The organism is Pontibacter russatus, from assembly GCF_009931655.1.
Lineage (GTDB): Bacteria > Bacteroidota > Bacteroidia > Cytophagales > Hymenobacteraceae > Pontibacter > Pontibacter russatus.
Genome location: NZ_CP047984.1, coordinates 1,561,121 through 1,583,516, shown reverse-complemented (window position 1 = coordinate 1,583,516; position 22,396 = coordinate 1,561,121). Strand labels below are relative to the sequence as shown.

Below are 22,396 nucleotides of genomic sequence, written 5' to 3'. Positions count from 1 at the left end.
TATGGCATAAACAGAGCCGGAAACAGCCTATGCGATAGATGCCTTAGTTTATTTCATCGGCTTTGGCGAACTTCAGAGGAGTATCCCTGGAAGTGGCATAGGCCTTTTTGAAATCGAGCTTCCCGGATTGGCTGGCCACAAAATGCATCCCCTGGAGCACATGCCTGAGGTAGGTGGGGTCCTGGTAGCTTTTCTTGTCGTGGCCCAGGGTTGTGACCCACACAGTGCCGCCGTCGAAGTGCTGATACCAGGCTGCCGGGAAGTAATTGGCGAAAGAGCCCGTGTGCTTTTTGATTTCCTCCTGCTGCTTCTGGTCAAATGAGCTCAAATCGTGCGCCATCAGCACGTTGATGCCCGGGTACATCTCTTTCGTGAAATAACACTCGTCTTCCCGCTCCCACACCGTCGGGAGGCCCTGCATCGTCGGGTGGCCCGGCTCAATGGTATTTATCTTAAACGACATGAAGGGAACGTGCCAGTCGAAGGTGCCGCCCACCAGCATCTTAAACCATTTCCAGTTGCGCTCGGTGCCGGTAACGGAGTGCAGGCCAACGAATCCCCCTCCGGCCTCTATATACCGTCGGAAAGCCAGCCGCTGCTCATCCGTGTCGAAAACGTCGTTGTTGGTGCTGGGAAACAGCAGGAAGGTGTATTTTTTCAGCTTGTTCTCTGTAAAAACGGCCGGGTCGTCGGTAACGTCTACCTTAAATCCCTGCTCCTGCCCCAACTTCTGTATGGCCTTCACGGCGCTGGGGATGTTGTCGTGTACATAGCCTTTCCCGTTCTTGGTATAGACCAGCACCGTCACATCTTTCCAGTTAACCTTACCGGCAGGCTGCGCACTGGCACATGGCGCAGCTAATAAAAAACAAAAGAAGGCTAAACTTAAGAGGAGTTTCATAAACTTGCTTTTGGGTTAACTTCGTAGTTTATATATTCCGTGGGGCGCAGGAGCAAGGGGCCTGGCGGTAAGCTTCTGGCCCTTTCTTCTTTGCCTGCCGGCTGTAATCTAAATGGGTATCAGCAACAGGGATTGCGCCCGGCCAAAGTGCAGCCAAACGCCTTGCAAATATAAAGTAATTGCCCACTTCTGTAAACTTGAATATATTACTTGGTAATTGCAAACGATTTCATAAATTTGTTTAAGCTACCCTGGCACAGGAGGTGATGGCACAGCAGAAGGATTCGCATAGCCACGCCTACAGCATTTAAACGAAGGTTCCTGCCCGCTAAAAGCAGGAGTGCTCCGGATGAATGGAATTGCCCGACATGAGCCATGCAACCGGTTGCAAGAACACTTACCTCAACCCCCATCTGAACATGCACAAGGACATCACCATATATGATATCGCGAAAGGGGTGGGCGTGTCGCCCACTACCGTGAGCAGGGCCCTGAACGACCATCCCGCCGTCAACAAGAAAACGAAGCAGCGGATATCTGAGAAGGCCGCCCAGCTGGGGTACCGGTCCAACCTGTTTGCCAGCAACCTGCGGCGGCAGCGTACCCATACCATCGGCGTGATAGTGCCGCTCCTCAACAGCAGCTTCCAGTCGTCGGTGATGGCGGGGATGGAGAAAGTGGCGACGGCGGCAGGCTACAACCTGATCATCACCCAGTCGATGGGAACGGTGGGCAAGGAGGTGGCGAACGCCAAAACGATGTACAACAGCAGGGTGGACGGCCTGCTGGTGTCGCTGGCGCACGACACGGGCAACATCGACCATTTCGAGCCCTTTTTCCGGAAAGGGATTCCGGTGCTGTTCTACGACCGGGTGGCCGAGCACAAGCAAAGCACCAGCATTATCATAGACAATGTGCAGGCGGCCTACAAAGCCACCACGCACCTGATAGAGCAGGGCTGCCGGAACATTGCGCACATCACCGGCAACCTGAAAGTCAATGTTTACGCCGACAGGCTCAAGGGCTATAAATACGCGCTGATAGACCACAACCTGCCTTTCCGGGAGTCGCTGGTGATCACAAACGGCCTGACGGAGGAGGACGGCATCAAAGCCGCCGGGGAGATACTGGAGCTGAAGCCGCGTCCGGACGGCATCTTCGTCTCGAACGACTTCTGCGCCGTGAACTGCATGAAGGCCCTGAAGCAGGCGGGCGTGGCCGTGCCGGGAGATATAGCCATCGTGGGGTTCAACAACGACCCGATCGCCAGGGTGGTGGAGCCGAGCCTTACCACCATCAACTACCCCGGCTACGAGATGGGCGAGGTGGCCGTGCGCAGTCTCATAAACTACCTGGACGGGCTCTCAGACAACAGCATACCCAACACGGTTACCCTGCGGTCTGAATTGATCGTGCGGGAGTCGTCCCTGAAAATGAAGCCGGAGAAGCAGCCGGCAGCCGCCCCGCCTCTGTAGCGCGCCTGTTTCACTGGCACCTTATTTCCTTTCATATATCCTTATCCAATGATAATTAAACGCCTTTCTATTTTTTATATCCTGTTGTTCCTGCTGGCGGCCCAAAGCTCGCTTGCAGAGGACGGATACCGCCTGTGGCTGCGGTACGACCAGATCAAAGATGCCGGCAAGCTCAAAGACTACCGGAAAAACATTTCGGCGCTTGTGGTGGAAGGAGACTCCCCAACGCTGCAGGTAATTGAAAAGGAACTGAATATAGGGCTCTCGGGGCTGCTGGGGAAAGCCATACCCGTTACCGACAAGCTGCCGAAAAAGGGAGCGGTGGTGGCAGGAACGCCTGAAACCTCGCCCCTGATCCGCTCGCTGGATATAAAGTCCAAGCTACAGGAGGTGGGGGAGGAGGGCTACCTGCTGCTGTCCACCTCCCTCAACGGAAAGAAAGTGACGGCCATCGCGGCCAACACCGAGGTGGGCGTGCTGTACGGGGCCTTTCACTTCCTGCGGCTCCTGCAAACCCAGCAGGATATAAACAACCTTGCCATCAGCAACAGCCCCGAAACAAAGCACCGGGTGCTCAACCACTGGGACAACCTCGACAGAACGGTGGAACGGGGCTACGCCGGCTTCTCGCTCTGGGACTGGCACAAACTGCCGGATTATATCGATCCGCGCTATATAGACTATGCCCGCGCCAACGCCTCCATCGGCATCAACGGCACCGTGCTGACGAACGTGAACGCCAATGCGCTGGTGCTCACCGAGCCATACCTGATTAAAACCAAGGCGCTGGCCGATGCTTTCCGTCCCTACGGGCTGAAGGTGTTCCTGACCGCCCGGTTTAGTGCCCCCATGGAAATCGGCGGCCTGAAAACGGCGGACCCGCTGGACCCGCAGGTGCAGGCATGGTGGAAAGAAAAGGCAGATGAAATATACAGCCATATCCCTGACTTCGGCGGTTTTCTGGTAAAAGCCGACTCGGAAGGGCAGCCCGGTCCGCATAATTATAAACGGACACATGCCGAGGGCGCCAACATGCTGGCCGATGCCGTGGCTCCCCACGGCGGCATTGTGATGTGGCGCGCCTTTGTGTACAGCCACGAGGCGCCCGACGACCGGGCAAAGCAGGCTTACAACGAGTTCAAGCCGCTGGACGGCAAGTTCAGGGACAACGTGCTGCTGCAGGTGAAAAACGGCGCCATCGATTTTCAACCAAGGGAGCCTTTCCACCCGCTCTTCGGGGCCATGCCCGAAACGCCGCTCATGATGGAGTTCCAGATAACGCAGGAGTATTTGGGCCAGGGCACGCACCTGGCGTACCTCGCCCCCATGTGGGAGGAAGTGCTGGACGCCGACACCTACGCCAAAGGCGAAGGCTCTACCGTGGCGGATGTGGTGGACGGCAGCCTCGACAACCACTCTCTGTCTGCCATGGCCGGGGTAGCCAATATCGGCACAGACCGCAACTGGACCGGGCATCCCTTCGGGCAGGCCAACTGGTACGCCTTCGGCCGCCTGGCCTGGAACCCCTATCTCTCCTCCGAGGAAATAGCCGAAGAATGGGTGCGGATGACGTTCTCGAACGAAGAGGCGGTGGTGCAGGACATCAAAAACATGATGCTGAACTCGCATGAGGCCGTTGTGAACTATATGACCCCGCTCGGCCTGCACCACATCATGGGTTGGTCACATCACTACGGCCCCGGCCCCTGGATAAAGGACAAGCACCGCGCCGACTGGACCTCCGTGTACTACCACAAGGCCGATGAAAACGGAATTGGCTTCGACCGCACCGCATCGGGGAGCGATGCCCTGTCCCAGTATTTTCCGCCCGTGGAGGAGAAGTTCAGCGACCCGAAGACAACTCCTGAAAAATATCTGCTCTGGTTCCACCACCTGCCCTGGGATTACAAAACGGAGTCGGGGAGAACCCTGTGGGATGAAATGGCGCTCCGGTACCAGGCCGGGGTGGATAGCGTGCGGCAGATGCAGCGCACATGGGATGCGCTGGAGGGCAGCGTGGACCCGGAGCGTTTCAGGCATGTAAAGGAGTACCTGGCGATACAGGAAAGTGATGCCGAATGGTGGCGTGACGCCGTGCTACTCTACTTCCAGACCTTTTCAAAGAGGCCTTTGCCTGCAGGCGTGGAGAAACCGGCGCACACGCTGGAATACTATATGCAGTTAGATCCGAAATTTGTACCCGGTATATAACGTGTGTGTCAAGCACTCCCGGGAAAGCCTTTATATATAAGTTGATATGGACAAGAACCCCACAGCAGAACAAAAGGTAGCCATTGTTACAGGAGGAGCCTCCGGGCTTGGCTACGCGATCGTCGAGAAGTTTGTACAAAGCGGCATCCGCACCGTTGTCATCGGGCGGAACGAAGAGAAAATGAACGCGGCCAGGGAAGCCTTTGGCGCCCTTTGCGCCACCATCTCCTTCGACCTGAGCAACCTGCAGGGAATTCCGGAACTGGTGGAAAGCATCGCCAGGGAGTATGGCCGGATCGACATTCTGGTGAACAATGCCGGCATTAACATGAAAAAGCCATTCACAGAGGTTAGTGACGACGACTTCCAGAAGATTCTGCTGACAAACGTGAACGCTGTTTTTGCCTTGAGCCGGGAGGTGGTGAAAGTGATGCAGGCCCAGCAAAAAGGAAGCATCGTCAACATCAGTTCCATGGCCTCACAATATGGCATCCCGAAGGTAATCGCCTATACCGCGTCCAAATCTGCCATTGAGGGTATGACCCGGGCCATGGCGGTGGACCTGTCGCCGGGAGGCATTCGGGTGAACTGCGTGGCCCCCGGCTTTATCGCCACCGATATGTCGGCCAAAGCCCTGGACAATGACCCGGAGCGGAAAAACAAGGTGCTGTCCAGAACGCCGATGGGCAAACTCGGAACCCCGGCCGATGTGGCAGAGGCCGTTTACTTCTTCTCCACAGATGCCTCCAAATACGTGACTGGCACCGTGCTTCCCGTGGACGGCGGAAACTCCATCGGGTTTTAGGTCATCGCGCGCACGCGATGCTGGAGGGTTTATATTCCAGCCACTCTCTTCTGAGAACAGGGTCGTTTGATTCCAGTTTCATCGGCTAAGGGAATCTAAGTACTCAGACAAAATCAGCTTTCTTTGTTTTGTCATCCTGAAAAGATCTTGCGGGCAAGCCGCAAAGGCTTAACGTCCGGGGGGAGGGGCCCTCTTCTTCAAACAAGATTCCCCGAATCAAGTTCGGGATTTAGAACTTCCAGAATGACAGAAGGAAAAGGATAGTGTGAATTAAATTTGTCAGACTACTTATATATGGCGCGATCGTTTACGCTCGTATCTACTATTGCTGGCCTCCCCGAGGCATTCCGGGTAGACACCGCATTCCCCACAAGCCACGAACCTAAAGATTTGTGCCAGAACAGGTAAAATGAAACGCCCATACCTGGCGGGAAACCCAACGGAGGATATAAAAGAAGGCCTCCGAAGTACAAAGTTCAGAGGCCTTCTTTTTAGGGATAATTTAACTGTAGCCCCAGAGCGGTATATATACCAGGGCGTTTTTACATATAATTATTCCGGCTCCGGTATATCGGTAAGAGGAGGAAGGTTGTTCTCGTAGCCTGAATAACCAAAGTTCTGATTTATCTGCCCTTGGGTGTTTGCAACAATCGCATTCCTCGGGATAGGCCACAGCACATGGTAGGGGCTCATGGTATACTCGTCGCCGTGGATGGTCATAACGCCCTTGTTGTAGAATTCATTCTTTTCCATCACCCTGTCATAGAAGAAATTGTCCTGGGAGAAGTTCTCCAGGTTGTAGGACTTGCCGTTATAGGCAGGCTTTCCCGTCATGGCAAAGATATAGGACATACGCGTCAGCTCCGTTTTCCTGGGTTCCTCGTAGTACAGTTCCCTCGCCCGCTCATCCAGGATGGTTCCGATGTTCACATCGGCCTCAGTGATGGGCACCGCCTCGGCGCGGGTTCTCACGGCGTTGATATCAGCTGCCGCACTGGCCAGATCGCCTTTCCAATAATAAGCCTCTGCTCTTAGGAGGAGGGTTTCGGCAAGCCGGAACACGTACCAGTCAGTATGGCCGCCGGCAGCCTGTACCCGCTCCGGATCGGAGACGAATAGCTTGTAATGCGGCCAGGAGAACCAGGTCCGGATGGTGTCGCCGGTAGTCCGGGCTCCGTCGCTTCTGAACTTCTGCAGGTTTTGGCCATACCAGGGGTCACCGGCTTTCACCAGGTCAGGATTGTTATAAACCAGGTCTTCCATATCCATCCAGTTTCCTTCGGCATGGCGCAGGTCCGTGTCATCCATTTTCCATAAGTCGTGCGTAGAATACCAGGTTGCGCGGACCCTGCCGATTCCCCTGCCGTATTTACTGACCTGGTCAATGGGTATGTTTACTTTATCGCTGGTCCCTTTATTACCGCCGGGTGTCTGTAACACGCTGCTATGCCAGTAAGGAACCGCATTTCGCATGCTCTGGATACCGCCATCAAGATTGCCTTCCAGCGCCAGCCTGTCAATCACCAACAAGATGGCTTCCCGGTTGTCACTGAGCGCCTTGTTCTCGGGGCGGTGCAGATCCCAAACCACGTTTTTGGCCGGGTCGTTTCTGTCTACTCCGAAACGGCTGGTCATGAGGCTGTAAGGGCCGTTTATCACGTTCGATGCCGACGCGATGGCATCATCAAACAGACCTAAGGCCAGGTTCACCTTCGTCAGCAAATGGCTGACCGCCCCTTTCGGAACCTGCCCTCTGTCAGCAGTTTCTGGTACCCATTGCTCCGCAAACTCCAGATCCTCTTTCATCTTTTGCAGGATCACCTTGCGGTCTGTGGTATAGAAGTCCAGCTTAGGTTTTTCAAACTCCTGCAATACCAAGGGCACGTCCCCGAACTGGTGGACCAGCCTGTAGTACCGGTAGGCCCGGTGGAAATAGGCAGTTCCCAGAATGGCGTTTTTTTCCTCCTCTGACTCGAACGTTACCTCATCAATCCTGGTGATGACCGAGTTGGCATACTTTATACCCTTAAAGCCTTCGTACCAAAACCAGCCTATCTTGTTCGTGTCCGTGCTGTTCAGGTTGGCGTCCGGCGTGATCTGCAGGTTCAGGTCCTGTGCCGGACCTGATTTGTCGGTAGTGCCCTCCACTGCCACATCCGAAAAGATAAGCTCTGTAACAATGGGCGGGCTGTCGCCATACCACTCATATCGCATGTTCCGCAGGCCAGCCACCAATGCCGCCTGCATACCCGCTGCGTTCGTAAGGGTATGTTCAGGGGCATAAGAAGACAGGGGCTTCGGCTCTAGGAATTCTTCCTCACAACTGGTAAGCCCAAAAGTAGAGATGCTTGTCAGGAGCAAGGTGGAGATTGACTTTATATATATACTTTTCATATGATAGCTTTTTTGTCTTAAAGAATTATAGGGTCAGGTTGATCCCCAGGGTATAGGTCCTGGGAGTTGGCCCGCTGTTCTCCGGATCCCAGAACGACCAGTCCGGCGCGTAGTAGCCGACATTGCGGGTTGTCATGTAAACCCGAAGGCCCTGAATGTTGGCTTTCTCCACAAGCGGCTTGGGGAAATTGTAAGCCAGGGAAATATTGTCCAGCCGGATGAATGATTTTTTGCGGTAGGCGTTGAAGCTGGCGCTTCCGTTGCTGGAATAGAGCCTTGCATAGTCATTCAGCGGGTTGTCAGGCGTCCAGTAAGGCATGATGTAGGAGCTGGAGCGGTCCAGGAATCCGCTGTTGTTCTTAGCCTGGTTAAAGGTGTTCATATGCCCCCAATAAGAGTAGAGCATGAAGGAGAAGTCAATGTTTCTGAAGATGTTAAACTCGTTTCGCATGGACCACCTGAACCGGGGGCTGGTGTTGCCCAGGAACTCATTGTCTGCGTCCGTATACAGGTAGTCTCCGTTTACATCCTTCACCTTGAAATCGCCTGGCGAAACGCCATACTTGCCTGCCTCCTCGGCCTCATTCTGCTGCCACACCCCGATTATGCGTGGCCCCCATATCTCACTGATGGAATGCCCGATAAACCAGCCGTTGGAGGGGTCGTCCTGCTCCCGCTGCCCTACCACGTTGCCATTCGCATCTAATACATCTTCCATGTCGCCATACAGATGCACGAGTTCGTTCCTGTTCAGGGAGAAGTTGAAGGAGGTGCTCCACGAAAAGTTGTTGCTGGTCACATTACGGGAGTTCAAAGCTACCTCTATCCCCTTGTTCTCCATTTCCCCGAGGTTGTCATATATCCAGTCAAAACCAATCACATCGGGTAAGGAGCGCTCTACCAGCAAGTCTGTGGTAGAGGACTTGTAGGCTTCAATACTGCCGTCGATCCTGTTGTTGAATAACCCGAAATCAAAGCCGAAATTATAGGATTCTGTTCTTTCCCACTGTAGCCTTGGGTTTTGCATCCTGCTTACATACAATTGAGCAACGGGATAAACAGTGCCGTCAGGCTTCACGTGCAGATATTTACCGGTACTTAAATCCGACATGGCCACATAGCGGCCTATGTCGCGGTTTCCGTTCACACCCCACGAGAAGCGCAGCTTTCCATAGTTCAGCCAGCTAAGCCCGGTGGCCGACTTCATGAAGCTTTCGTCGGTAAATATCCAGCCCAGCGCTGCCGAAGGGAAAGTGGCCCTCGGGTTGGACTGGCCGAAGGCAGAGTAGCCGTCGCGGCGGACAGAAAGCGTCAGCATATAACGGTCTTTCAAGGAGTAGAACAAGCGGGCCATCAACGCATCGCCGGTGCTGTATTCATCATTGCTTGATATCTCGGGCAGGATACCGGCGCCTATGTTGTGGTATCCCAACTGGTCTCCCGGAGAGAAGCCTTCATTGCTCATGGTGTTGTCCCAGGTCTGGAATTTCTCGGCGTTGGCAAGCAGCGTCAGGTCGAATTCATGGATGTTATTGAACTCTTTTTTCCACTTTATAAGGTTGTCCAGCTGCCAGCTATAGGTCTGCATTTCTCGCCTGGATGCCATGCCTCCCACCTTGCCCCAATCCGGGTGCGCTGACGACTGGTGGTTGAAGCGTCTGTACCACTCGAAGCGGGGAGAGAAGTTGACCTGGTAGGTGGCGCCAAACGGCAAGGCCACTTTTGCATAGAGGCTGGAGATAAGCGAGGTGGTTTTCTGCAAACGGTCTGTATAGGCCAAGTCCAGGAACGGATGCCTGGAGCCGCCTCCGGGCTCATTTACCGGGCTTAGCAGGTAATTGCCCTCTTCGTCAAATTCAGAACCCCAGGGCGAATTGTTTACTATCCTACCCCAATCCGCTGGCACCTGGCTCTCGTCACGGTCTGCAAACTGTGTGTTCAAGCCTACTGTCAGGAATTTATTGACTTTCCCTTCCAGGTTAATGCGGCTGCGAATGGTTTCGAACTGGTCTCCAACCACTATCCCTTCGTTGTCCAGGTACCCAAGCGACATGTAGTAGGACACGCCGGAATTTCTACCCGAAAGGCTTACGTTATAGTCCTGGCGCAGGCCGTTCTGGAACACCATATCGTACCAATCCACCGTTTTTCCTGCGTGGTAGTTGTCTATTTCTATGGGGTTGAGGGCCAGCCGCTGCAGCCACACATCCGTTGGCTCGCCTGCGGCGCCGTCCAGCCATGTTTCCAGGGGCACATCCGATGGCAGGCTATTGGGGTCGCTGTAATAATAGGGTGCGGCATTCACATTCCGGGCCCGCTGTACGTCCTGCCGCCAGGCGATGAACTCCTGCGGGCCGTACACCGGTTCATCCACGCTCATGGTGGCCAGGCCGCCGCTCACATCGACATTGATAACGGGCTTGCCCTCCGATCCTTTCTTCGTCGTGATCAGAACAACCCCGGAAGCCGCCTTGGCGCCGTATACAGCCGTTGAACTTGCATCTTTCAGTACATCAATGGTTTCAATATCGTTCGGGTTGATATCGGACAGGGCGCCATAGTATATAATGCCGTCCACAACCAACAGGGGACTGGAGCCGGCATTCAGAGAGTTTTGCCCCCTCACCTGCAAACTGCCGCCGCCTTTAGCCGAAACGTCGAGCCCCACGCTCAGACCGGCGATGTTGCCCCGCAGCACGTCCTGCACCGAGTTGGGGTTTTCATTTGCCAGCTGCTCCGCATCCACCTGTGAAACCGCACCGGTAAGGTCCCGCTTTTCCTGGGTGCCATATCCGATCACCACCACTTCCTCCAGCGCTTCGGCATCCTCCTCCAGCACCACATCGATGGTGGTTTCACCTGCCACAGGGACTTCCTTGCCCACAAATCCTATATAAGAGAAAACAAGGGTGCCCGATGCCTCCGGGATGCGAAGCGAGTAAGAGCCGTCTACCCCTGTGGTTGACCCGATGGTGGTGCCTTTCAGCACAACGGTTACCCCGGGCAGCGGGTCTCCCTGGCTGGACGTGACCTTGCCCTGAATGACAACGTCTGCCTGTGCGTTAATGCCGGGGCTGTAGCCCTCTGCGGCGGCTGGCTGCTTTGCCTTCACGGGCACCCCCGTCAGGCAAAGCAAGGCCACTGCAACAGAAAATCTTGTAAAAATTACCATATGCAATGCATTTTAGAGGTTGAAAAAATACTGGTAAACTTGGTGCCCCGAGGGGCTGAACTGAGCAAGGAGAAGCTATAAACCGGCTGCGTTTTGGCCTGAATTCCATTCAATTCCTGGAATCGATTGCAGAGTAGAGGCGATATAAGTTTTGTCTGCATTACCCTGCTGGTATTCAGGTGGTTAGTGATCTATGAAAGTTTATTAGCCCGGCTGTTAGCCCAGGTTTATACCCGGCTAAGCATGGAAGCTAGATGTATGCTACAAGAATAGGGGCAGTTCACAGCTCTTTTTAATTGGCTGTAATCCCTTCAACCTCTTGTAGTTATATATGGAGAGACAATTGATGTCTCTAAGTTTGCTGACCGGCTTACGCCGTTGCTATATAGCCGGGGGCACACCTATGCGTAAAAAACCATCCCGGCAGCAAGGCTGCACAAAGCCCTCTCTATATATAAGCCTTAGGTAAGTGGGTAATCAATATGTGCTCAGAACGGAAGGTAACTAATTATTTCATTATCCCAAAAAAGAAATTGATTTTTTAGCAGCTAGTTCCGCTGCGCATAACCTTCCCGAAGGTTTAGAGCTATCGGATAACCACACCCAAGAATATAAGTTGTAACATGCATAAAGACAAAGTATTAGAAGATGGCGGCCAGCCAATCCGGTGATACGTGCTTGCCCTCCCCACATCTGCAGGCAGGCTGGAGGGACATACAGCAAAGGTCAGGTTCGTGGAAGAGTGCCGTGGCTATACTGTATTAATCTGAAGCATACTGGTAGTAGCTGTACACCTATATATATGGGCTTTGGCGGTGGCCTTCCAACGTTTTATCCAGTGGTATATAGGCGCACAAACAGCCTTTAGCTCCAAAACCCATGCACACGATTGCAGGTGTTTTTGCAGAACCGGATGACATGAGGCAGCAGCAGCGAGTAGCCATATATGGCAGGAGAGCAAGTACTTCTTCGAATGCCGCCGGCAGCGCCTTGCCTGAATACCCGGCCAGTTGGCAAGCACAACAGGTGGAGGAGATGCGCAATGCGACGAGTCGCCTGCAGCGGTCCTTAGCCGACGCCGGGGTTTCGCTTTTTAGCGACCGTTTGTGCAGACAGATGCTAAAGGAGTGCTTGAACAGCGGAAGGAGCCTGCCACTACCTGGAGAAGCGGGGGCCGCTTGTTAAGCGGTCCGCACCCTGTCTCCTCTTCATGCTTTAGCTTCTCCCCACCGATTTGATATAGTTTGTGCCATATGGGTAACGCTGCGGCCTCGAAAGCAGTTTGTTTGCCTCCTCGTTGTTCTTGAAAAGCTCTTTTTTCGGGTCCCAGTACAGTTTGCCCGGCGTTTTCATGGCTGCGTGCGCCAGGAGGCAGGCGCTGCAGGAGCGGTGGGCAATCTCGGCCGGGCTGATGGTCTCTTTTTTGCTCTGGATGCAGTCGAGCCAGTTGCCGTGCTGCTCGGGGCTCTCATAGAGGTGTATTTCTTTGGGCCCTATCTTGGAAGTGAGCAGTTTAGGGTCGCTTGCGTTAAAGGCCTCGTTTTGTTTGCCGCCGGAGGTCGGGTCTGTTGAGGTGACGCCGACATTGCCCCGCGTCACGAATATCCATCCGTCGCTGCCCTCGAACTTAATGCCGTTCGGGTTCTTGCTGCTCATCAGCATGGTCACGCCATTGTCGTACTTGGCCTGCACTTCGTAATCCCCGTGCACCGTCCATAGCCCTTTCTTGGGGAACTCTGCCTGCGCCTCAATTTCTATCGGGCCGGTAAGCTCTGTGTCCATGCCCCAGTGGGCGATGTCGATGTGGTGTACGCCCCAGCCGGTGATCATGCCCGCGCCGAACTGCTCGCAGCGCAGCCAGCCCGGCCTCGAATACGGGTCCGTCTGGGAGTGTACCCGATCCACTGTGTAATAGACGTAGGGAGTGGAGCCCAGCCACATGTCGTAATTCAGGTTGTCCGGAATGGGCATTTCCGTGGTCTCTCCGCCCGCCGGGTCGGAGGGGAGGCCGATGTGCACGGTGTGGAGTTTCCCGATGCGTCCGTTCCTGACCAGCTCGCATGCCTTTTTGAACTGCGGCCACGGATTCACGGAGCGCTGCTGGCTTCCCAACTGGAAAGTCACGCCCGACTTGCGAACCGCGTCGCTCATCATGCGCCCTTCCTCTATCGTCAGCGAGGTCGGCTTCTGCAGGTAGATGTGCTTTCCGGCCAAGGCCGCCTCAATAGCAGGCTGGGCGTGCCAATGGTCCGGTGTGCTGATAATGACTGCATCGATGTCCTTGTTCGCCAGCAGATCCTGGTAGTTGTCGTAGGTTTTGACATCTATATATCCCTTCTTGCCCATTTTCTTGTCGTACCAGCCCTCTATCAGCTCCTTGCCGCCCGCCAGCCGGTTGCGGTCCAGATCGGCGACCGCCATGATGCGGGCCTGGTCGTACTTGAAAGTTTCTGCCAGGTCGTGGGAGCGGGCGATCCTGCCGCAGCCAATCTGCCCGATATTGATTTTGTTGCTGGGGGCGTTTTTGCCGAACACGGAAGCCGGCACGATGGTGGGAAAACCGACGACTGCCAGGGAGGTAAGCACGGCGCCTTTCGCTGTCGACTTGAGGAAATCTCTTCTGTTGAGGGCTTTGCCCAGCGCGGGCGGTGTCCCGGAACTGTTGATTGGATCCATAAGGTGTTTTCCTTTAAGAAATGAGCAAATTATATAAATGCGCTTTTCGCGGCATTGGAATCAGGTGTTCATCCAACCGCTGCCAAAGTAAAGCCTCCACAACCTGTACCGGCAGCCTCTGTGTCATTCTGATGTGTTCCTAAACACAAGGGAGTGGCACTCCTGTAAAGAGAAGGTCTGTAATTGAGCAATCACTTTACAAGCATCCGGATAGCGGCCCAATTTTGGCTTGTAACTCCCCGTTTATCTTTAAGATGATCCTGCCATTGGTACCGGACTGACAGCAGTCATGTTTATCGATTGCTTAAATATAGGCAAAGAATTTTATTTTCCTCCTTTGGATATAAAAATAATTGAGGAAGATGCTATATAGCTGTATATAATGGCTTTGATTGTTGTTTTCGTGCCTAAAGCAAGCAATGCCTGCCCAGGCTATATAGGCTGTAGCAGACACTTTATTAGAATAATTTTTTGCATATATAAATGATTGTGCTAACTATACAGTGGTATCGGTTGCATTCCCACCAGCCAGTGATATAGATAGGCGTCCGGAAAGCGGGGTTAGCAAGGCGTAGGGATATATAGTGCCATCTCAGTTTTTCATTTATATAGAGAAAGCATGCGGTTATTGATTCTGTTTCTATTGTCTCTCTTCGCTGCAAAGTCCTGGGGCCAAGGCACGTCCGGCAAGTGGTACAAGGGGAACATGCACACCCATTCCTACTGGAGCGACGGCGACGACTTCCCGGAAATGATCATGGAGTGGTACAAGTCCAACGGGTATGATTTCATTGCGCTGTCGGACCACAATACGCTGGCTGCCGGAGAAAAATGGAAGCAGATCCCGTCTCATCCGTTCCGGCAGCGCCGCTTTAAGGCATATCTGGAAAAGTATGGGGACGATTGGGTAACCTACAAGACAGACAGCGCAGGCCAGATAAGCGTGAAACTGAAGACTTTTGCAGAATACAAGCCCCTGTTTCACGAAGACGGCAGGTTTCTGATCATGCAGGCGGAAGAGATTTCTGATGCCTACGAAGGCAAACCCATCCATATGGGCGCCATCAATGTGGAGGAACTGGTGGAGCCGCAGGGCGGCAACAGCGTGACGGAGGTCATGCAGAACAACCTGGATGAAGTGTATGCACAGCGGGAGAGAACCGGCAAGCCGATGTTCCCGCACATCAATCATCCCAACTTCAGGTATGCCATAAAGCTGGAGGATATGATTCCGTTGAAAGGCGAGCGCTTTTTTGAAGTATATAACGGGCACCCGGAGGTGCATAACTACGGTGACTCAACAGCCATGGGAATGGAGGAGCTGTGGGACAAACTGCTGATACACTACATCAAAGCTGGGAAGCCCTTGCTATATGGCCTGGCCACGGACGACGCGCACCATCATGGGGAGTTCAGGGTGGGGCTGAGCAACCCGGGCAGGGGCTGGATAATGGTAAGAGCAAAAGAACTGACACCGGCCGCGCTGATAGCGGCAATGGAAAAAGGAGATTTTTACGCTACCACGGGGGTAGAGCTACGTGAGGTTGCATTTGAAAGAAAGAAACTCCGCATCGAAGTAAAGCCCGAGGCAGGGGTTAGCTATACCATACAGTTCTGGGGGGCGGATAAGAAAGCGGACGGGATAGAGCAGGGCGGCGAGTTGCTGAAAGAAGTGAAAGGCACCGCGGGAGAATACAAACTCAGGAAGAAGGACCTCTTTGTGCGGGCCAAGGTCATCTCCTCGAAGCTAAAGGAAAACCCTTACAAGGCAGGCGACCTGGAAACCGCCTGGATACAGCCCGTCACGCTGCAATAGGATTCCTTGAGCTCGTACCACATACATCGTACACACCCGGGCAGCGCTGACCAGCACGCTCCATAGAAGATTGCATATCTTAAGTCTATGGCAATCCGTTAGATGCGATAGAAAAAGCCTTGCTACCTGAAACCGATGCATTTTGCTTGCACAGAGGGGAAAATTTCTTCGAAAGCCGAAGGAGCGGGCTGTTTGTTGTGCAACAAACAGTGTTATATAGCGTGTCTATTTGCAGGAACATTACACTAAACCATATATACCAAAGCACGCGTACCATGAAACTATATAAAATACTGATTGCCGCGCCGGTGCTGGTTGCCTGCCTGGCCGCTTCCTGCACCAGCCTGGACCAGGCCTCCGCTTTGCAGGCAACAGCAAACCAGCAGACCCCGGCTACTGCCTCGGCTCCCACCACCCTGAAGGGAGCCTTCCGGGATGACTTCTATATAGGCGCGGCGCTGAACGGGGCGCACGTTCTGGATGAAGACAGCAAGGGAATCGACATCATCGAAAGGCACTTCAACACCATCAGCCCCGAGAACCTGCTCAAGTGGGAGAGGGTACACCCGAAGCCGGAGGTATATAACTTCGGGCCCGCCGACAAATACGTGGACATGGGCGAGCGCAACGATATGTTTATTGTGGGGCACGCGCTGGTATGGCACAGCCAGACGCCGGACTGGGTGTTTGAGGATGAAAACGGCCAGCCTGCCAGCCGGGAGGTGCTGCTCAAGCGCATGGAAGACCACATCAAAACGGTGGCCGGGCGCTACAAAGGCAGAATCGACAGCTGGGACGTGGTGAACGAGGCCCTGAACGACGACGGCACGCTGCGCCAGTCGAAGTGGCTCCAGATTATCGGGGAGGATTACCTGCAGAAGGCCTTTGAGTTCGCCCGCCAGGCCGACCCGGAGATGGAACTGTATTACAACGACTACAACCTCTGGAAGCCAGCCAAACGCGAGGGGGCCGTGCGCCTGGTGCGCAGCCTGCAGGAGAAAGGCATCAAGGTGGACGGTGTCGGGATGCAGGGGCACTACGGGCTGAACTCGCCCTCCCTGGAGGATATTGAGGCCAGCATCCAGGCTTTTGCTGATTTGGGTGTGAAGGTGTCGTTCACGGAGCTGGACATTGACGTGCTGCCCAACCCGAGCAACCGCCAGGGCGCCGACATCGACGCCACGTTCGAGGCCGATGAGCAGTACAACGTCTATACCAACGGCCTGCCCGACTCCGTGCAGCAGCAGCTGACGGCGCGCTATGAGGAGCTGTTCGGCCTGTTCCTGAAGCACAGCGACAAAATTGACCGCGTCACCTTCTGGGGCGTGACCGACAACGACTCCTGGCTGAACAACTGGCCGATCAGGGGCCGCACGAGCTACCCGATGGTGTTTGACCGCCAGTACCAGCCAAAGCCCGCCTTTGAGGCGATCATGAAAGCGGCTGTAAACCACCAATAACATTTGCGATACCCTCCGGAGCTTTCCATCATCATGAGAAAAGCCCCGGAGGGTTTGTTGAGAGTTGGTTCCGCTCGCGGTGACGCGGGTATATTATATATAGTGCGTCTAAGAAGAAGCCCGGCGCGCGGTGGAGGCTCTTGCAATCAGGTGCGGGTCCAGCACGATGCGTTTTGGCAGGTTGTTGTACAGGTCCTCGGACCTCAGCATCCTTAGAAAAAGCGCAGCGGCGGCTTCTCCCATCAGAATCGTCTGCTGGTCGATGGTGGACAGCCCCGGCGTGACCAGCGCGGCAAACGACTCGTTGGCAAAACCGATCACACCCACTTCCTCCGGCACCCGTATCTTGTACTCCAACAGTTGCTGCAGCACGCCCATCGCCGTGAAGTCCTCCAGGGCAAAGACGGCATCGAAGGCCACCTGATGCTGGTGCAGCTCCCGGATGCACTGGCGGCCAAAGTCCAGCGAGAAGTCTCCGTACAGGATCAGGCTTTCGTCCACGGGCAGCCCGTAGAGTTTCAGGGCATCCATATAGCCCCTCAGCCTTTCCTTGAAGATGCCGATGGTCTGCACGGCAGTGATGTGCACGATGCGTTGGTAGCCTTGCTTTATCAGATGTTCTGTCGCCAGAAAACCGCCTTTGTAGTCGTCTATCGTAACGGAAGGCACCTGAAGCGCCTCCACCACGCGGTCGAAGAACAGGAGGGGGATGCGCCGCCGCTTGATCTCTGTGAAATGCTCGTGCCGTGTCGTCTCCTTCGCCACAGAGGCGATGATGCCCGCAACCCTCGAATTCAGGAACGTCTCGATGCCCTTCTTCTCGCTTTCATAGGACTCGTTCGACTGGTAGAGCAGGATGCTGTATCCGTTCTCGTTCATGATCTTCTCGATGCCGTGCACTACCGAGCTGAAGAAGCTGACATCCAGGCTGGGAACGAGGATGCCAATGGTGTTGCTGTGGCCGGAGCGGAGGGAAGAGGCCAGTTTGTTGTGGCGGTAGTTCAGCCTCTGCGCCGTTTCCCGCACCGCTTTTTTGGTGGCCTCGCTGATGGCCGGGTGGTCATTCAGTGCCCGGGCCACAGTGGAGAAGGAAATGCCCAGCTCTTTGGCGATGTCCTGTATGGTGACTTTTTTCAACGGTTTCTACTCAAATCAAAAACAGAGATGAACAAATGTAAGGCTTCTTTCTTTCCACAGGTTGAAATATAGCAGGCCGTAACCGGCCATCTGAAAAGAATAAGTAAGTGAACACTTGTGAATGTAAACAAAACTTTTCAAATTTATGCCAACGTTGGCATAGAACCTGGCTTCTTCCTGAAAAGAAGAGGAATCCAAAGGATAAGCTACTCAAACCATAGCATATATGTTGTTATTAGGAATAGACATAGGCACTTCCTCCATAAAAGTGTCGGTGGTGGACGCCCAGACGCAGCAAACCGTTGCCGCCGCGCAGTATCCCGACACGGAGTCGGCCATCACCTCCGTAAAGCCCGGCTGGGCCGAGCAGTCGCCGGAGATGTGGTGGGAACACGCGCAGAAGGCGATAGCCAAAGCGAACGCCAGCGGCAGCTACAACCCGCAGGACATCAGCGCCATCGGCATCGCCTACCAGATGCACGGCCTGGTGGTGGTAGACAAAGAGCAGCGCGTGCTCCGCGACTCCATCATCTGGTGCGACAGCCGCGCCGTGGAGATCGGCAACAAAGCCTTCGACGCCATCGGGCACGACAAAAGCCTGTCGCGCCTGCTCAACTCGCCCGGCAACTTCACGGCCTCCAAGCTGGCGTGGGTAAAAGAGAACGAGCCCGAAACTTACAGCCGCATATACAAAGTGATGCTGCCCGGCGATTTCATCGCCATGAAGCTCACCGGCAATATCACTACAAGCCCGTCGGCCTTGTCGGAGGGTGTGTTCTGGGACTTTAAGCAGGATGCGCTCTCAGAGGACGTGATCCAGTATTTCAAATTCGACAAGGCGCTCATCCCGGAAGTAAAGCCCGTTTTTTCGGAGCACGGCAAGGTAAAGCAGGATATAGCCGCCGCACTGGGTCTGAAAGCAGGCATACCTGTTACCTACAAATCAGGCGACCAGCCCAACAACGCGCTGTCGCTGAACGTGCTGAAGCCGGGCGAGGTGGCGGCCACGGCGGGAACCTCCGGGGTTATATATGGCGTGAGCGACCAGCTGGTATATGACCAGCAGTCGCGCGTAAACACGTTTGCGCACGTGAACCACGAAACAAACGAGAAGCGGGTGGGCGTGCTGCTGTGCATCAACGGCACCGGCATCCTCAACAGCTGGGTGAAAAACAACGTGGGCGGGGGCCAGGGATATGCCGCCATGAACGAGGCGGCGCAGCAGATTGCTGCCGGCAGCGACGGCCTGCGCATCCTGCCCTTCGGCAACGGGGCAGAGCGCATGCTCAACAACAAAATCGTAGGGGCGCATATCCTCAACATCGACCTGAACCTGCACACGCAGGCGCACATTTTCCGGGCGGTGCAGGAGGGAATCGTGTTTGCCTTCCGCTACGGTTTGGACATTATGCGCGAGAACGGCATGAATCCGCAGGTAATCCGGGCGGGGCAGGCCAACCTGTTCCTGAGTCCGCTGTTTGCGCAGGCTTTTGTGGATGCCACCAACGTTCCCGTGGAGCTATATATGAACGACGGAAGCGTAGGGGCGGCGTTAGGGGCAGGTATCGGTGCGACAGTATTCGAATCGCCGGAGGAGGCCTTCAGCAATTTCCGGCCGGTGAAGCTGATAGAGCCGCAGGCCACCGCCGTATTTGAGCCTATATACCAGGAGTGGAAAGCGCTGCTGCTGGACCAACTGAACAGGAAATAAATATCAACAACAATTAAATTATAAAGCTATGGCAAATCCGCTGATAGGAGAAAAAGAATTCTTTAAAGGAATAGGAAAGATACAGTACGAGGGGCCGGAGTCGGACAACCCGCTGGCGTACCGCTGGTACGACGAGAACAAAGTGGTGGCCGGTAAAACCCTGAAAGAGCATTTCAAGTTCTCGGTGGCTTACTGGCACTCCTTCAATGCCAACGGCTCTGACCCTTTCGGAGGCCCTACCATGCATTTCCCCTGGGATGAGAGTTCAGACGTGATCGGGCGCGCCAAAGCGAAAATGGATGCCGCCTTCGAGTTCATCACCAAAATGGGAATGCCCTACTACTGCTTCCACGATGTGGACGTGGTGGACTATGGCAACGACGTCGCAGAAAACGACCGCCGGCTGCAGACCATGGTGGAGTATGCGAAGCAGAAGCAGGCAGAAAGCGGCGTGAAACTGCTTTGGGGAACGGCCAACGTGTTCTCGCACGAGCGCTATATGAACGGTGCCTCCACGAATCCGGACTTCCATGTGCTGGCCCACGCAGCCGCGCAGGTAAAAGGCGCATTGGATGCGACAATTGCCCTTGGCGGTGAGAACTATGTGTTCTGGGGAGGTCGTGAAGGGTATATGACCTTGCTGAACACCAACATGAAGCGCGAGCAGGAGCATTTGGCCCGTTTCCTGCACACGGCAAAAGACTACGCCCGCAAGCAGGGTTTCAAGGGAACGTTCTTCATCGAGCCCAAGCCGATGGAGCCAACCAAGCACCAGTATGACTATGACTGTGCCACCGTGATCGGCTTCCTGCGTCAGCACGATTTATTAAACGACTTCAAAATCAACATCGAGGTGAACCACGCCACGCTGGCCGGACACACCTTCCAGCACGAGTTGCAGGTGGCCGCCGATGCCGGCGTGCTTGGTTCGGTGGACGCGAACCGCGGCGACTACCAGAACGGCTGGGACACTGACCAGTTCCCGAACAACCTGAACGAGCTGACCGAGGCCATGCTCATTTTCCTGGAGGCCGGTGGCCTGCAGGGCGGAGGCGTGAACTTCGACGCCAAGATCAGGAGAAACTCCACCGACCCGGCGGACCTGTTCTACGCCCATATAGGTGGCGCCGACACGTTTGCCAGAGCCCTCATCACAGCCGACAAAATCCTGCAGAACTCTGATTTCAGGAAAGTGCGCCAGGAGCGCTACGCTTCCTTCGACAGCGGAAAAGGCAAGGCGTTCGAGGAAGGCAAACTGACACTCGAGGACTTGCGCCAGTACGCCATCGAAAGCGGTGAGCCGCAGGCAAAGAGCGGCAGACAGGAATACCTGGAAAACTTAGTGAACCGCTATATATAAGCGTCTTTATTTCATATCTATATAAAAAGCGCCCGCTGGTTGACAGCGGGCGCTTTTTATATATAGGAGCGTGTTATATATGAATGCGAAGATTAGCCTCCAAACTGAGTAAAGCCAGAAATTGGAATTAGTAAATCCACCAACATATAAAGAAGCACCATATTTATTTCTGCAGGCAGTGAAGGGTCTTCCAGTTTTTCCTTGAGGCGCCTTGTAAGTGATGCGGTGCCGAACGCAGAGAGGCAGCCCGCAGCGGAGCGAGGGCAGCTTCACTTACACAGAGCCGATAGGGAAAACGAGGCCTCTCGGCCTGAGAGCACCAAAACAAGCTATGAAACTTAAAAGGACTGAGTCCAGTGGGATGTACAGCAGTTAAAGGCATAGGCAAAACTTGATGCAGTTAGAGATTCAAGTACATACACCGCAGCGATTACGAAAAGCAAACTGACTTTCTTTGATTGCACCATATATAGCCAGCACGATAAATCTGCAGTCCTCCCGGAAGAGTATATAAAGATGAAACAAATGAAAACCAATGCGACGTTACCATTCTTTATTTCTACTATTGCTGATAACCTTTACCGCCTGCAAAGAAGACATGCCCGAACCCGCAGTTAACCCGACGCCTCCGACCGAAGCCAACATGAAAACCTATCTGGCCTTGGGCGATTCCTACACCATTGGCGAAAGCGTGCCTGCCGCCGACCAGTGGGGCATGCAACTGGCGGAAATGCTCCGGGCAGAAGGCGTGGCTGTCAGCGACCCCGTTACGATCGCCCGCACCGGCTGGACCACCTCCGAACTGGCCAGCGCCATCGCCTCCGCCGACCCAGCGCCCACCTACGACTTGGTGACCTTGCTGATAGGCGTGAACAACCAGTACCGCGGGCTGCCGCTTGCCGACTACCGCACGGAGTTCAGCGCCCTGCTGCAAACCTCCATCCGGCTGGCGAAAGGAAACCCGAAAAATGTGCTGGTGCTGTCTATCCCGGACTGGGGCGCCACCCCCTTCGGGCAGGGTCGCGACCGCCAGCGTGTTTCGGAGGAGATAGACGCCTTCAATGCCGTAGCCAAAGAAGTGACTCAGGCTACAGGCGCCACGTTCATCGACATCACCCCGTCAACCAGAACGGCGGCCGCCGATGTATCCTATATAGCCAGCGACGGCCTGCACTACTCCGGCAAAATGCACCGGGAGTGGGCGCTGCTGGCGCTTCCGGAGGCAAAAGGCATTCTTTAGAAATCCTTTACTGACTGGAGAGGGCGTCAGATGGCTAG

The 22,396-nt window shown here is 54.6% G+C and carries 13 protein-coding genes; 8 read left to right on the top strand and 5 right to left on the bottom strand.

Annotated features, from left to right (window positions below; translation table 11 throughout):
- Positions 1-43 precede the first annotated feature (43 nt).
- Positions 44-901 (bottom strand): ThuA domain-containing protein, encoded by an 858-nt coding sequence (locus tag GSQ62_RS06330; RefSeq protein WP_161888726.1) that lies wholly within the window; start codon positions 899-901, stop codon positions 44-46.
- Positions 902-1,320: 419 nt separating this feature from the next.
- Here GSQ62_RS06330 and GSQ62_RS06325 point away from each other — a divergent pair, with 419 nt between their 5' ends.
- From GSQ62_RS06325 to GSQ62_RS06315, 3 genes are read left to right on the top strand one after another with little or no spacing between them, the layout of a single operon-like run.
- Positions 1,321-2,376, top strand: a complete 1,056-nt coding sequence (locus GSQ62_RS06325) for a LacI family DNA-binding transcriptional regulator (protein ID WP_161888725.1) — start codon at positions 1,321-1,323, stop codon at positions 2,374-2,376.
- A 48-nt stretch (positions 2,377-2,424) separates the two neighbouring features.
- Positions 2,425-4,587, top strand: coding sequence for an alpha-glucuronidase family glycosyl hydrolase (locus GSQ62_RS06320; protein WP_161888724.1), 2,163 nt, complete (start codon positions 2,425-2,427; stop codon positions 4,585-4,587).
- Between the two features lie 46 nt (positions 4,588-4,633).
- The gene (locus GSQ62_RS06315) at positions 4,634-5,392 is read left to right on the top strand and encodes an SDR family NAD(P)-dependent oxidoreductase (RefSeq protein ID WP_161888723.1); all 759 of its coding nucleotides are present in this window, start codon (positions 4,634-4,636) and stop codon (positions 5,390-5,392) included.
- A 552-nt stretch (positions 5,393-5,944) separates the two neighbouring features.
- Here the strand turns inward: GSQ62_RS06315 and GSQ62_RS06310 are convergent.
- The 3 genes from GSQ62_RS06310 to GSQ62_RS06300 form a co-directional block, all read right to left on the bottom strand.
- Entirely contained in the window at positions 5,945-7,786 is a 1,842-nt protein-coding gene (locus tag GSQ62_RS06310; RefSeq protein WP_161888722.1) for a RagB/SusD family nutrient uptake outer membrane protein, read from the bottom strand.
- A gap of 25 nt (positions 7,787-7,811) precedes the next feature.
- Positions 7,812-10,958, bottom strand: a complete 3,147-nt coding sequence (locus GSQ62_RS06305; RefSeq protein ID WP_161888721.1) for a SusC/RagA family TonB-linked outer membrane protein — start codon at positions 10,956-10,958, stop codon at positions 7,812-7,814.
- A gap of 1,215 nt (positions 10,959-12,173) precedes the next feature.
- Positions 12,174-13,634: a Gfo/Idh/MocA family protein gene (locus tag GSQ62_RS06300; RefSeq protein ID WP_161888720.1), complete on the bottom strand. Its 1,461-nt coding sequence runs from the start codon at positions 13,632-13,634 to the stop codon at positions 12,174-12,176.
- A gap of 619 nt (positions 13,635-14,253) precedes the next feature.
- Between GSQ62_RS06300 and GSQ62_RS06295 the strand changes: the two genes are divergently transcribed.
- Positions 14,254-15,450 (top strand): CehA/McbA family metallohydrolase domain-containing protein, encoded by a 1,197-nt coding sequence (locus GSQ62_RS06295; RefSeq protein ID WP_237587033.1) that lies wholly within the window; start codon positions 14,254-14,256, stop codon positions 15,448-15,450.
- 275 nt (positions 15,451-15,725) lie between these two features.
- A complete protein-coding gene (locus GSQ62_RS06290; RefSeq protein WP_161888719.1) occupies positions 15,726-16,910 on the top strand; it encodes an endo-1,4-beta-xylanase in 1,185 nt (394 codons plus the stop codon).
- Between the two features lie 108 nt (positions 16,911-17,018).
- Here GSQ62_RS06290 and GSQ62_RS06285 read toward each other — a convergent pair whose 3' ends face one another.
- Positions 17,019-18,047, bottom strand: coding sequence for a LacI family DNA-binding transcriptional regulator (locus GSQ62_RS06285; protein ID WP_161888718.1), 1,029 nt, complete (start codon positions 18,045-18,047; stop codon positions 17,019-17,021).
- 226 nt (positions 18,048-18,273) lie between these two features.
- Here GSQ62_RS06285 and GSQ62_RS06280 point away from each other — a divergent pair, with 226 nt between their 5' ends.
- The 3 genes from GSQ62_RS06280 to GSQ62_RS06270 all read left to right on the top strand — a co-directional run bounded on the left by GSQ62_RS06280 (position 18,274) and on the right by GSQ62_RS06270 (position 22,358).
- Positions 18,274-19,758, top strand: a complete 1,485-nt coding sequence (locus GSQ62_RS06280) for a xylulokinase (protein WP_161888717.1) — start codon at positions 18,274-18,276, stop codon at positions 19,756-19,758.
- A gap of 28 nt (positions 19,759-19,786) precedes the next feature.
- Positions 19,787-21,118, top strand: a complete 1,332-nt coding sequence (gene xylA / locus GSQ62_RS06275; protein ID WP_161888716.1) for a xylose isomerase — start codon at positions 19,787-19,789, stop codon at positions 21,116-21,118.
- Between the two features lie 598 nt (positions 21,119-21,716).
- Positions 21,717-22,358 (top strand): SGNH/GDSL hydrolase family protein, encoded by a 642-nt coding sequence (locus GSQ62_RS06270; protein WP_237587030.1) that lies wholly within the window; start codon positions 21,717-21,719, stop codon positions 22,356-22,358.
- Positions 22,359-22,396 lie beyond the last annotated feature (38 nt).